The organism is Kribbella sp. NPDC054772 (genome assembly GCF_053611945.1).
This window is the reverse complement of the sequence record NZ_JBSHBJ010000008.1, coordinates 74,710-87,418: the sequence shown is the minus strand read 5'-3', so window position 1 is coordinate 87,418 and position 12,709 is coordinate 74,710. Positions and strand designations below refer to the sequence as shown.

Annotated in this window: 10 protein-coding genes; 5 read left to right on the top strand and 5 right to left on the bottom strand. The window is 68.1% G+C overall.

Annotation, left to right across the window (positions count from 1 at the left end):
* Window positions 1-122: 122 nt before the first annotated feature.
* From aceB to ACWGID_RS15700, 4 genes are all read right to left on the bottom strand, one after another.
* Window positions 123-1,688 carry a malate synthase A gene (gene aceB / locus ACWGID_RS15715; RefSeq protein WP_452197171.1) on the bottom strand — a complete coding sequence of 522 codons (1,566 nt, stop codon included), beginning with the start codon at window positions 1,686-1,688 and terminating at the stop codon, window positions 123-125.
* Window positions 1,689-1,698: 10 nt separating this feature from the next.
* Window positions 1,699-1,905, bottom strand: coding sequence for a hypothetical protein (locus tag ACWGID_RS15710; protein ID WP_452197170.1), 207 nt, complete (start codon window positions 1,903-1,905; stop codon window positions 1,699-1,701).
* 85 nt (window positions 1,906-1,990) lie between these two features.
* Window positions 1,991-2,848, bottom strand: coding sequence for an LLM class F420-dependent oxidoreductase (locus ACWGID_RS15705; protein ID WP_452197169.1), 858 nt, complete (start codon window positions 2,846-2,848; stop codon window positions 1,991-1,993).
* A complete protein-coding gene (locus ACWGID_RS15700; RefSeq protein ID WP_452197168.1) occupies window positions 2,845-3,408 on the bottom strand; it encodes a TetR/AcrR family transcriptional regulator in 564 nt (187 codons plus the stop codon). The genes ACWGID_RS15705 and ACWGID_RS15700 overlap by 4 nt, the downstream gene beginning before the upstream one ends.
* A gap of 137 nt (window positions 3,409-3,545) precedes the next feature.
* On the opposite strand from ACWGID_RS15700, the gene ACWGID_RS15695 reads away from it, so the two are divergent.
* From ACWGID_RS15695 to ACWGID_RS15675, 5 genes are read left to right on the top strand one after another with little or no spacing between them, the layout of a single operon-like run.
* The gene (locus tag ACWGID_RS15695) at window positions 3,546-5,096 is read left to right on the top strand and encodes an ABC transporter substrate-binding protein (protein WP_452197167.1); all 1,551 of its coding nucleotides are present in this window, start codon (window positions 3,546-3,548) and stop codon (window positions 5,094-5,096) included.
* The gene (locus ACWGID_RS15690; protein ID WP_452197166.1) at window positions 5,096-6,073 is read left to right on the top strand and encodes an ABC transporter permease; all 978 of its coding nucleotides are present in this window, start codon (window positions 5,096-5,098) and stop codon (window positions 6,071-6,073) included. Before ACWGID_RS15695 ends, ACWGID_RS15690 begins: the two co-directional genes overlap by 1 nt.
* Window positions 6,070-6,957 carry an ABC transporter permease gene (locus tag ACWGID_RS15685; RefSeq protein WP_452197165.1) on the top strand — a complete coding sequence of 296 codons (888 nt, stop codon included), beginning with the start codon at window positions 6,070-6,072 and terminating at the stop codon, window positions 6,955-6,957. The genes ACWGID_RS15690 and ACWGID_RS15685 overlap by 4 nt, the downstream gene beginning before the upstream one ends.
* The gene (locus ACWGID_RS15680; RefSeq protein WP_452197164.1) at window positions 6,957-8,096 is read left to right on the top strand and encodes a serine hydrolase domain-containing protein; all 1,140 of its coding nucleotides are present in this window, start codon (window positions 6,957-6,959) and stop codon (window positions 8,094-8,096) included. Before ACWGID_RS15685 ends, ACWGID_RS15680 begins: the two co-directional genes overlap by 1 nt.
* A complete protein-coding gene (locus ACWGID_RS15675) occupies window positions 8,093-9,697 on the top strand; it encodes an ABC transporter ATP-binding protein (protein WP_452197163.1) in 1,605 nt (534 codons plus the stop codon). The genes ACWGID_RS15680 and ACWGID_RS15675 overlap by 4 nt, the downstream gene beginning before the upstream one ends.
* A 39-nt stretch (window positions 9,698-9,736) precedes the next feature.
* On the opposite strand, the gene ACWGID_RS15670 is transcribed toward ACWGID_RS15675, so the two are convergent.
* Window positions 9,737-12,586, bottom strand: a complete 2,850-nt coding sequence (locus tag ACWGID_RS15670; RefSeq protein WP_452197162.1) for a S8 family serine peptidase — start codon at window positions 12,584-12,586, stop codon at window positions 9,737-9,739.
* Between the last annotated feature and the right edge of the window lie 123 nt (window positions 12,587-12,709).

Genomic DNA, 12,709 nt, shown 5'->3' with positions numbered 1-12,709 from the left:
TTATGGTCGGGACCGTAGGACCGTCAGGGCGCGAAGTCAACGCTTTACGGCCATAACCGTAATTGGTCTCGACCAGTGGTCGCGGCGGCTACTCCCTTGTCAGGTCAAGGGCGGCTCAGGTGTCAGCTGAAGCGTTCGTACGCCGGCAGCGTCAGGAAGTCGACGTACTCGTCGGCCAGCGCCACCTCGAGGAACAGTGCGCGGGCGGCGTCGTAACGCTCCGGCGTGCCGAGCTTGGCGATCTCCTCGTCGGCGATGCGTTCGACGAACTCGGTGGTGACGGTCTCGCCGGTGTCGAGGACGACGTGGTCCTGTCGCCACTGCCAGATCTGCGACCGCGAGATCTCCGCGGTGGCCGCATCCTCCATCAGGTTGAAGATCCCGACCGCGCCGGTGCCCTCCAGCCAGGCAGCGAGGTACTGAACGGCGACGCTGACGTTGTTGCGCAGGCCCACCTCGGTCACCGCACCGGGCGTGGCGGCGACGTCGAGGAGCTGGTCGGCAGTCACCGAGACGTCCTCGCGGAGCTTGTCGACCTGGTTCGGGCGCTCGCCGAGCACGGAGTCGAAGACGGCGCGGCAGGTCTCGACCATGCCCGGGTGCGCGACCCACGAGCCGTCGAAACCGTCGCCGGCCTCACGGGTCTTGTCGGCCTGGACCTTCGCGAACGCCTGCTCGTTGACGGCCGGGTCCTTGCTCGGGATGAACGCCGCCATCCCGCCGATCGCGTGCGCTCCGCGCTTGTGGCAGGTCCGCACCAGTAGTTCGGTGTACGCGCGCATGAACGGCACGGTCATCGTCACGCTGTTGCGGTCCGGCAACTGGAACGCCGTACCCCGGGTGCGGTGCGTCTTGATCACGCTGAACATGTAGTCCCAGCGGCCGGCGTTCAGGCCGGCGGAGTGCTCGCGCAGCTCGTAGAGGATCTCCTCCATCTCGAACGCGGCCGGGTAGGTCTCGATCAGCACCGTCGCCCGGATCGTTCCGCGCGGGATCCCGAGCGCCTCCTGCGCGGTGACGAACACGTCGTTCCACAACCGCGCCTCGAGGTGCGACTCCATCTTCGGCAAATAGAAGTACGGTCCCTGCCCCCGGTCGAGCTGCAGCTGCGCGCACGCCGCGAAGTACAGCGCGAAGTCCACCAGCGAGCCGGACGTCCGCTCGCCGTCGACCAGGATGTGCTTCTCCGGCAGGTGCCAGCCGCGCGGGCGGACGACGATCGTCGCGAGCTCGGCGTCCGGCTTCAGCGCGTAGCTCTTCGTGTCGGTGCTGAAGTCGATCTGGCGGGTGATCGCGTCGAGCAGGTTCAGCTGGCCGCCGACGACGTTCTCCCAGGTCGGCGTGTTCGCGTCTTCCTGGTCGGCCAGCCAGACCTTCGCGCCGGAGTTCAGCGCGTTGATCGTCATCTTCCGGTCCGTCGGGCCGGTGATCTCCACCCGCCGGTCGACGAGGCCCGGAGCGGCGGGCGCGACCCGCCACTCCGGGTCGTCCCGGATGTCCTTCGTGTCGGTCAGGAACCCCAGCGCGGCTCCGGCCGCGATCTCCGCGACCCGCTGCTTGCGGCGCTCGAGCAGCTCCCGCCGCCGCCCGTCGTACGCGCGGTGCAGCGTCTCGATCAGGCCGAGCGCACGCTCGGTGAGGATCTCGTCGTACCGCTCGTTCATCGGGCCGGTGACATCGACTGACACGGGGAGCTCCTTAATCCAGTACTACGACTTCGTGATCGGTGATCCGATCTACCCCGACCGTAATCCAGCCGTCCTTCTCCTGCACCGCCACCTCACTGCCCTGGACGAGGAGTCGCGCCCGGGCGCCGCTCACGTTGAGCGACACCGTGAACGGTCCGCCGGGGGTGAACTCCTCCAAGCCGCCACGCCACGCACGGGTGATCGGCTTCGACAACACCGAACATGCCCGCCTGGGAGTCGTTCGACGTCACCTCGGTGGAACAGCCCGTCCCCGGCATCGTCGGCCCCGGCCCGTTCGCCGATTACGTGAGCTGAGGCAGGACCTCACGCAGTACGCCGGCATGGTCCTCGGGTTTCGCCAGGCCCATGTTCATCGTGTTGACGCAGAGGTGGGTCGCGCCGAGCTCACGCCAGCCCTCCGCGAAGGCCTGCCAGTCCTGCTCGGGTACGGCGCCCAGCGTCAACCGTGCCTCGATCCCGACACTGCCCGGATCGCGACCCGCCTTCTCGGCCGCCTCGCGGATCATCGCGACCTGCCGCCGCGCGTTGTCATCCGGCGCCGACTGCGGCATCCACCCGTCACCGATCCGGCCGGTACGTCGCAGTACCGCGTCGGCGCCGCCGCCGAACCAGATCGGGATCTCGCGGCCCGGCAACGGGTTCAGGCCCGCCTCCTCGACGTGATCGAAGGCGCCGTCGTACGAGATGACCGGCTCGGCCCACAGCTTGCGCAGCAGTTCGACCTGCTGGGTCATCCGCGCCGCGCGCTTCTCGAACGGTACGCCAAGTGCGTCGTACTCGACCGCGTTCCACCCGATGCCGACGCCGAGCCGAAGCCGGCCACCACTCAGTACGTCGACCTCTGCCGCCTGCTTCGCGACGAGCGCGGTCTGCCGCTGCGGGAGCACGAGCACACCGGTCACCAGTTCGAGGTCGGTGGTGATTGCGGCGAGGTACCCGAAGAGGACGAAAACCTCGTGGAACAAGGACTTGTCGGTGTACCCGGTCCAGCCCGGGCGATTCGCCGGGTCCGCGCCGAGCACGTGGTCGTAGGCGAGCACGTGGTTGTACCCGGCCGCCTCCACCGTCGTGGCCCAGTCGCGCACGACCTTCGGGTCCGCGCCGATCTCGAGCTGCGGGAACACCGCACCGATTTTCACTTCGTAGCCTCCGGCAACAAGTCGATCAAGCCCTGAACGGCGAGCTCGAACGGTTCGGTCGACCCGGCCGCCCGCGCCAGCACGTAACCACCCTGCAGTACGGCGGCGATCGTCGCGGCCGTCCGGTCCGCATCCAGCGTCGCCGGATACTCACCGTCCCGCTTGCCCTCCGCAACAACCTCCGCCAACCGCGTCCGCAACCAGGCGAACGTCTCGGCCACTGGTGCCCGCAATTCCGGATCCGCAACCACGTCCGGATCTGCGGTCAACCGCCCAACCCGGCAGCCCTTGAGCACGTCGCGCTCCCGCTCGAGGTACCCACTGATCCGCTCGGTCGCCGACCCGTCCCCGCCGAGCTGCCGCTCCGCCGCTTCCCGCAGGTCAGCCCCGGACCGCTCGATCGCCGCCTTCGCCAACTCCGCCTTCCCCGCGAAGTGGTGATACATACTCCCCTGCCCCGCCTCCGCCGCCCGCTGAATCGCCTTCGGCGAGGTCCCGACGTACCCCCGCTCCCACAACAACTCCTGCGTACTGCGAATCAGCCGCTCAACGGTCTCCATCCGGCCAACTGTACCCACAGGTACAGCAAACCAACCTGTGGTGATTTGGTCGCCGACCGAGGTTCGAGTCTGGTAAGAAATTGACCTAGTGTCCTCAGGACACTCAGTCGACACACCCGATGCCAAGGAGGCCTCTCGTGTCCAAGGTCAGCCGCGCCGGCAGCCGCGCATTCAGTGCTGGTGCCGCCGTTACCGCCGCCGCCTTGCTGGTCGCCGGGTGCTCAGGCAACAGTTCTCCAGGCTCGGGGTCGGCCGGCGCCGACTCCACGCTGGTCTTCGGTATCACCGCGGATCCGACCCAGATGGTCCCGTGGACCAGCACCTCCGAGCAGTCGATCCAGGTGCTCTCGCAGATCTACTCGACCCTGCTCGACACCGACGCGGACCACAACCCGATCGCCGGCCTGGCCGAGCTCCCGAAGGTCTCGGCCGACGGCATCACGTACACCTTCGCGCTGAAGAAGGGCCTGAAGTTCACCAACGGCTCCGCGCTCGACGCCACCGATGTGAAGTACACCTTCGACAAGATCATGGACCCCGACTCCAAGGCCAGCTCGAAGTCGTACTTCGCCTCGGTCGCCAGTGTCGCGGCGCCGGACCCGACCACGGTCGTGGTCAAGCTGAAGAAACCCGACGCGTCGTTCCCGGTCGGGCTGACCGGGGTGAACACCGGGATCGTCCCATCGGACGTCACGGTCGACAGCCTGCAGACGAAACCGATCGGCTCCGGTCCCTACCAGTTCTCGAAGCGGACGCCGAACGGGTCGATCACGCTGCAGCGCAACCCGGACTTCGCCGGTGGCAAGCCGGGCGCGGCCAACCTGGAGTTCCGCATCATCCCCGACGACCAGTCGATGGTCTCGGCGCTGAAGACCGGATCGGTCCACGTGGCGGTCTTCGACAACCCCGTGACGGCCAAGACCGCGACGTCCGACAAGGTGAAGGTCGACACCGTCGCCTCGCTGCAGTACCACGTGCTCCAGCTCCGAGCGACGTCTCCGGCGCTGACGAACGTCAACGCCCGACTGGCGATCCAGTGCGCGATCGCCCGCAAGGAGGTGGTGGACTCCGCCGCGCTCGGCGCGGGCGACATCACCGGGCCGATCACCTCCCCTGAGTTCAAGTCCGACCCGAGCGCGCAGCCTTGCGCGAACCAGGATCTCGCGAAGGCGAAGGACTATCTCGCCAAGGCAGGCAAGCCCGACGGCTTCGCGCTGAACCTGATCACGTCGCAGGGCCTGTACTCCACCGCGGTCAACGAGGCACAGAACGTCCAGGCCCAGCTCGGCAAGGTCGGCATCAAGGTCAACGTGCAGACCCTGGACTCGAACACCTACGTGCAGAAATGGCTAGCCGGTGACTTCGAGGCCGCCATCGCACAGAACGGCGGCAGCGCCGACCCGAACACCATGTACGCCCGGTACTTCACGTCCACCGGCAGCTACAACAAGGTGGCCGGCTACAGCTCCCCGGAGCTCGACACGTTGTTCGCCGAAGGCATCGCCACCACCGACACCGCCAAGCGGCAGGCGACGTACAAGAAGCTGTCCGACCAGCTCGTGAACAACGCGGCCTGGGTCTGGCTGTTCACGCCGAAGGAGTTCATCGCGGTCAACACCAAGGTCTCCAACTTCGAGGCGCGCAGCGACGCGAGCCTGTCGACGCTCTGGAAGGCCTCGCTGTCCTGATGAACAACGTCCGTGTCCTGGCGCGCCATCCAGTCACGCGACGGATCGGTGAGGCCGTCCTGACGCTGGTGGGCGTGTCCGTGCTGACCTTCGTGCTGCTCCGGGTCGTGCCGGGCAACCAGATCACGGCGTCGTACGGCACCGCCGCCGGTGAGCTGTCACCCGAGCAGGTCCGGTCCCTCGAGGCGTACTACGGCCTCGACAAGTCGCTGCCGGTCCAGTACTTCGACTGGCTTCGCGGAGTCCTGACCGGCAATCTGGGCGTCTCCACCACCTCGCACGTGAGCGTGGCTCAGCTGACCGGGCAGGCGTTGCCGAACACGCTCGAGCTGGCCGTCCTGGCGATCCTGGCCGGCCTGCTCCTCGGTGTGCCGCTGGGCGTGGTCGCCGCCGGCCGCCCCGGCAAGGCACGCGACAACCTCACCCAGCTGGGCAGCCTGCTGGCGTTGTCCGTTCCGTCGTTCCTGCTGGCCACCGTCCTGGCCAGCTGGCTGGCGAACACCTTCGGCTGGTATCCGAACGGCGAGGGGTTCAAGACGTTCGCCCAGGACCCCGGGCTCAACCTGCAGCAGATGATCCTGCCCGTCCTCGTGCTCGGCATCAGCATCGCTCCGCCCGTCCTGCAGACCACGCGGACCGCGATCCTGTCCATCCGGGCCGAGGACTACGTCCGGACCGCGCGGGCCAAGGGTGTGCCCGAGCGCCGCCTGCAGATCCGGCACATCCTGCGCAACGCGCTGATTCCGGTGGTGACGATGACCGGCCTGCAGTTCGGCTTCCTGCTGGGCGGCGCCCTGGTGGCCGAGCAGATCTTCGCGATCCCGGGGATCGGCCGGCAGGTCCTGCTCGGCCTCACACAGAAGGAGTACGCCGTCGTGCAGAGCACCGTGCTGATCATCGCCACGATGTTCGTGCTGGTGAACCTGCTCACCGATCTCGTCTACCGACTCGTCGACCCGAAAGCGCGGGTCCGATGAGCGCCGAGCTGCACGACGTCCCCGATGTACCGATCGATGCGCCCCGGCGTACCCGGGCCTGGCTGCAGGCGTTCCGGACGCCGGCCGGCATCGTCGGCGTGGTCCTGATGCTGCTCGTTCTCGTCGTCGCGTTGGTGTCGCTGTTCGGCCTGACGCCGTACGACCCCGCGCACCAGAACGTCGCGGACGCGCTCAAGTCTCCCGGCTCGGCGCACTGGTTCGGGACCGACCAGTTCGGTCGTGACGTCTTCTCGCGGGTTGCCTCCGGACTGGCCAATTCGTTGCGGATAGCAATCGTCTCGGTGGCCGCGGCCGCGATCGCGGGGACCGTCCTCGGCGTACTCGGCGGCTACTACCAGGGACTGGTCGACCGGATCGTCGGCGTCGTCACCAACGTGCTCTTCGCGTTCCCGTCGCTGCTGCTGGCGCTCGCCCTGGCCGCGACGCTGAAGCGCAGCTGGGTCACGGTCAGCATCTCGATCGCCATCGTCTACCTGCCGATCTTCGCCCGCGTCGCCCGCGGGCCGGTGCTCACGCTGCGCACCGCCGACTACGTGCTGGCATCGACCGCGATCGGGCGCAGCCGGTTCTCGACCCTGTTCGAGCACGTCCTCCCGAACATGCGCGGCCTCCTGGTCGTCCAGGTCACACTGTCGCTGTCCTGGGCGATCCTGACCGAAGCAGCGCTGAGTTTCCTCGGTTTCGGTACGCCGCCGCCGGCCGCGTCGCTCGGCGGCATGGTGTACGACGCCCAGACGCTGACCAGCGTCGCGCCGTGGATGCTGCTGTTCCCGGGGACCGCGCTGATCCTGGCGGTGATCGGCCTCAACCTTCTCGGCGACAGCCTGCGTGCGGCGCTCGACCCCAGGACCGGAGGCCGGTGATGGCCGTGCTCGGCGATGTCGTCGACCGGCTGCTCGGTCTCGGCGGCGAACACCAGCACCCGGCGAGCGCCATCGCCGGAGTCCGGATCGGCGGCGAGACCCAGGTCGACGCCGGGGGCTGGGCGGTGCTTCCGGGTGCCGAATCGGTCGGCGTACCGATGACTCGCCAACTGTTCCTGGACCTTGCCTCGGTCACTAAAGTCGCCTCGACGACCACGCTCGCGATGCACCTGGTGGCCGAAGGCTCGCTCGATCTCGAGGCGCCGGCGCAGCGGTATCTGCCCGGCCTCCACGCCGATACCACCGTCGAGCAACTGCTGACGCACACAGCCGGCCTCCAGCCCTGGTGGCCGCTGTACTGCGAACCGGGCGACCGCGACGACGCCCTGCTCCGCGCGCAGACAGTTCCCCTCGCCGCCGCGCCAGGCAAGACGTGGAGGTACTCCGACCTCGGACTGATCCTGGCCGGACACATCATCGAACGCATCACGACGCTCAGCCAGGCGGAGGCCTTCCAGAAGCTGATCGCCGAGCCGCTGTCACTCACCGCGTCGTACGGTCCGATCTCAGCTGATCAAGCCGTCACCAGCGCGGACGGCGACGGCTACGAGTTCGAGATGATCGCCACCGGCCGGCCGTACGCCGTCCCGTTCGCTCCGGACGCGTTCGACGGCTGGCGATGGCGAAGCTTGCGGGGCGAGGTCGACGACGGCAACGCAGCCCATGCGCTGGGAGGCATTGCCGGGCACGCCGGTCTGTTCAGCACGGTCGACGATCTCTTGCTTCTCGGCGCCGCACTCCAGAGTGACGAGCTGCGCGAGGTACTGACGCGATTCGCCCGACCGGCGGCGATCCAGCCGGAGCAGGCGGTCGGGTTCCGGCGTACGCAGATCATGACCGGTGAAGGTCCGCTGACGTTGCTCCAGCACGGTGGTTTCACCGGCACGTACTTCGCCCTCGGACTCGAGCGGCCGATCGTGATCGCCGGCGGGGCCATGCGTCTCTACGGCACGCTCGGCCGGACCCAGTCGGAGATAGGCGCTCGGATGGACGGCTTGGTCACCGGCGCACAGATTCAGGCGACGCTGCTGGACGGCGCCGTACACCTGCTCGATCAGACCGCGAACGAGGAACGATGACCACCATCCTGAAGGTGCGCGACCTGTCGGTGGCCTTCACCACCTCGCGCGGCGAGGTGGAAGCCGTCCGCAACGTCAGCCTCGACGTCGCCGCGGGTGAGACGCTCGCGATCGTCGGCGAGTCCGGCTCCGGGAAGTCGACCCTGGTCGCGTGCGTGAACCGGTTGCTGGCCGACAACGGCCGGATCTCCGGCGGGACGATCATGCTCGGCGATCTGGACGTCACCGCGGCGAGCGAGAAGCGCATGACGGGCATCCGCGGCAACCGCATCGGCCTGGTTCCGCAGGACCCGATGACGAACCTGAACCCGGTGATGAGGATCGGGGCCCAGATCGTCGAGGCACTCGAGGTCCACGGTCTGGCCAAAGGGGAGGCCGCTCGTACTGAGGCGGTCCGGCTGCTCGGCGAGGCGGGTATCAGCGATGCCGAGGCGCGCTTCAACCAGTATCCGCACGAGTTCTCCGGCGGCATGCGGCAGCGGGTGCTGATCGCGATGGCGCTCGCGTGCCGGCCCGAGGTACTGCTGGCCGACGAGCCGACGTCCGCGCTCGACGTGACCGTGCAGCGTCTCGTCCTGGACCAGATGGGGCAGCTCGCGTCCGAGCTCGGCGCCGCCGTACTGCTGATCACCCATGACCTCGCGCTCGCCGCGGAGCGGGCGGATCGGGTCGCGGTGATGTATCGCGGCGAGATCGTCGAGACCGGTCGGGCCGCCGAACTCATCGCGGAACCGCAGCACGAGTACACCCGCCGGCTGCTGGCCGCGGCGCCCGGCATGGCCAGTGCGAAGGTGGCGCCCGCTCGTGCGAAGGAGCCGGAGAACCTGCTGGAGATGACCGGCGCCGTCAAGAAGTACCGCCTCCGTGGCCGCGCCGAACCGTTCCTGGCCGTGGACAACGTCGACCTGGTCATCCCGCGCGGACAGACCGTCGCGATCGTCGGCGAATCCGGCTCCGGCAAATCCACGACTGCCCGTCTCGCCCTGCGGCTCGAGGATGCGGACGGCGGCACCGTTCGGTACCGCGGGACCGACATCTCCGGGTTGCGAGGCAAGGAGCTGATGGCGTTCCGGCGCTCGGTCCAGCCGGTGTTCCAGAACCCCTACGGCTCGCTGGACCCGCGGTACACGATCGCGCAGGTCATCGCGGAGCCGTTGCGGGTGCACAAGATCGGCGACGCCGCAGCCCGCCAGAAGGCGGTGACCGAGCTGCTGGACCAGGTCGCCCTGCCGGCCTCGTTCGCCGACCGCTACCCGCACGAGCTCTCGGGCGGTCAGCGGCAGCGAGTCGCGATCGCCCGTGCTCTCGCGTTGAACCCCGAACTGGTGGTCATGGACGAGGCCGTCAGCGCGTTGGACGTGCTGGTCCAGGAACAGATCCTCGACCTGATGGTCTCGCTGCAGCAGGAGCTCGGGCTCTCGTACCTGTTCATCAGCCACGACCTGGCCGTCGTCCGGCTGGTGTCCCACCATGTCTACGTGATGAGCGCGGGCCAGGTCGTCGAGTCCGGGGACCCGGACACGATCTTCCGGTCCCCGCGCGAGGAGTACACCAAGCAACTGATCGCCGCGATCCCCGGTCACACGCTGACCACAGCCTGACCAGCACGGGAGGGCCAGGCGGCCCTCCCGTGCTGGTGTTCAGCTGATGGTGACGATCTTGTTCACCGTGTACGCCGGGGCGTGGTCGGCGTCGCCCGGGAAGAAGACCCGGTAGGCGATCTGGCCACGCACGGCCGGCTTGATGCCGAACGCGTACTTACCCGACGTGCTCAGCTTGACCGAAGCGATCGACTTCCACACCTTGCTGCCGTACTGCTGCAGGTAGACCGTCTGGCCGGCGTGCGCGGGCGCGACGTACCCACTGAAGGCGGTGGTCGCGCCGAGGCGGATGGACGCCGGCGACAGGGTGGCCGAGATCGTCGGCTTGATCTGGACGGTGACGTCGGCGGTGCGGGTGCCCATCAGGATCCCGTTCCCTGGGAACGTCAGCATGTAGACCGACGACACGAGCGGCTTGTGCGTCAGCGACAGCGTCCCGGTCGACGACGTCTTGAGCGCCGCCAGCAAGGTGAACTTCGACGAGTTCTTCGGCCGGACGTAGACGTTCACCGGCAACCCGGCGTACGCCAGGTTGTCGATCCGCAGCGTGCTGCCCTTGATCGTGATCGCGCCGCCGTAGTTGATCAGCGTCGACGTCACGCTGATCCCCGACTTCATCCCCAGCAACTGCTTCACCGCGGGCTGGGCGCTGTAGTGCCCGGCACGGTCCTTGATCCAGGCGGCATACGTGTACGTCGTACCTTGCGCGAGCCCGGTGTCCTTCACCGAGTACCCTGTGCCCGCGTACACGAGCGTCCCGGTGGCCGTCGTCGGCGCCTTGCTCCCGACATTGCGGCGAATGATCACCTGGTCGAGGTCCGTGGTCGGCGGGATCGTCCACGTCAGGTTGGCGGCCAGATAGGCGCCGACCCCGACGAGTTGCACCGGCCCCGGAAGGCGGTCCTCCGTACTGAACACCGAGGTGAACGGCACCATCGGCACCGTGGGATCGAGCGAGACGACACCGTCGGCGACGATCCGGAACGGCGTTGCCTCAGCGAGCGGGGACGCCGGCGCGATCTCCGCCCGGCGGACGGTGTGGTCGTACGTGACGGTCGTCGGGATCACCGCACCGGTCTTGCCGTTGAGCAGTTTCACGCCACCGTTGACGACACTGTTCTCGTCGACGTTCCGGGGGAAGGTGATCGTGGGTTTGGCAAGGATCGAGACGCCGGAGGACAGATCCCCGGGCTGCGCGTCCACGACCGGGTAGGCGGGGATCGGCGCGGTGCCGCCGGTGCCGACCGCATTGATCAGCTTCAGCGAGTACGCGCGGCTGTCCCGCGAACCGTTGGCGTTCCGGACGGCGATGTACATCGTCTCGGCCGGGACGTTGACGTACGTCGAAGCGGTCAGCGCCTGCGGGATCTCGTACCCCTGGCTGTCCACCGGCGGCTCCGGCTTCTGGACGAACGCCAACGGCTTGAGATTGCTGTCGTACGCCGAGATGACCGGCCCGAAGTTCTGCGCGTAGGTGCCCGAGTCGAACACCGGTCCGGTGAGGTCGATACGCGCCGAGTGCGCGGCGCTCGACGGGAGCTTGTACCAGTCGACATCGCCTTCGACACTGATCGTCCCGGAGACCGCGACGCCGGCGATCAGCTCGCCCGCGCGGGCCGGCTGGTCGTTCTTGTCCGCGGCGCCTTGCGGGAAGTCTGTGGTCCACTTGCCGCCGAGGGCCTGGTAGGCGTCCAGGATGCCCGCGCCGTAGTACGGGTCGGTGCCGCGCGGACCGGCGTCGCGAGCGGTCGCCTTCAGACGCGCCATCACCTGGGCGGGGGTGTACGACGGCCACTTGTCACGGACCAGTGCGGCCACACCGGCGACGATCGGGGACGAGAACGACGTACCCGCGAGGCCGAGCCAGTACGGCTCGTAGCCGGCCGGGGTCTGGTCACGCGGTGCCGTGCTGGTGATGTCGTAGCCCGGGGCGGCGATGTCGACCGCGTCGCCGTAGCTGCTGAAGCTGGTCAGCACGCCGGCCGGGGTCGTGGCACTGACGGACAGGACCTCCGGGTAGGCACCCGGGAAGTGGTTCGACGAGTCGCCGCCGGTGTTGCCGGCCGCGGCGACCAGGACGACACCGGCGTTGACCGCGTTCTTGATCGCGGTGTGCAGGACCGGGTCGTCGCCTTCACCACCGAGCGACATGTTGATCACCCGGACTTTGTTCTTGACCGCCCAGTTGAGGCCATTGATCAAGTTCGTGTCGTCACCCGAGCCGGTGTCGTCGAGCACCTTGATCGGCCGGACCTTCGCGTTCCAGGCCACGCCGGCGATGCCGGTGCTGTTGCCGGTCCCGGCCGCGATGATGCCGGTCACCGCCGTACCGTGCCCGTCGCCGTCGGTCGGCGCGAGCGCCGTGTTGAAGGTGTTGTAGCCCGGCAGCAGGTGGCCGGCCAGATCCGGGTGGCCGGCGTCGACACCGGTGTCCAGGACACCGATCGTCTGGCTGCCCGCGGTCTTCGAGAGATCCCACGCCTTGTCGACGCGCACGGTCGGCAGGTACTTCTGGTAGTTCGCGTACAGCCAGTCGTTCGGGGTCGCGGACTTCCGCCGGATGTAGTTCAGCGAGGCGAGCTCGACGGTCGGATCGGCCTTGACCTTCTTCAGCAGCTCGGGCGCCGGCACGTCACCGGTCACGGTCACGACGTCGGCGGTCACCGACGCCTTGGGCGTGCCCTTGACCTTCGCCAGCGCGGCCTTGCGCGCCGAACTGGTGGCCTTCGGCTTGAACTGCACGATCACCGACTTGGGGTCGTACGCCGGTCCGCTCGCGGTGCCGGGCTGGAACTTCACCCGGCGCACGTTGGGAGCAGCGGACACATCGGCACTACCGGACGAGCTGGTGACGACCACCAGACCGGCCGCGATCACAGCCGCGGACACGACCAGATGCGGTAAACGGGACGGAAACACCACAACTCCCAGGGGCATGACGGGACGGGCCGATGAGATTCGGCCACGGCCTTAAATCGTTCGATTGATCCCAAGCGTTACAACGGACCGCGA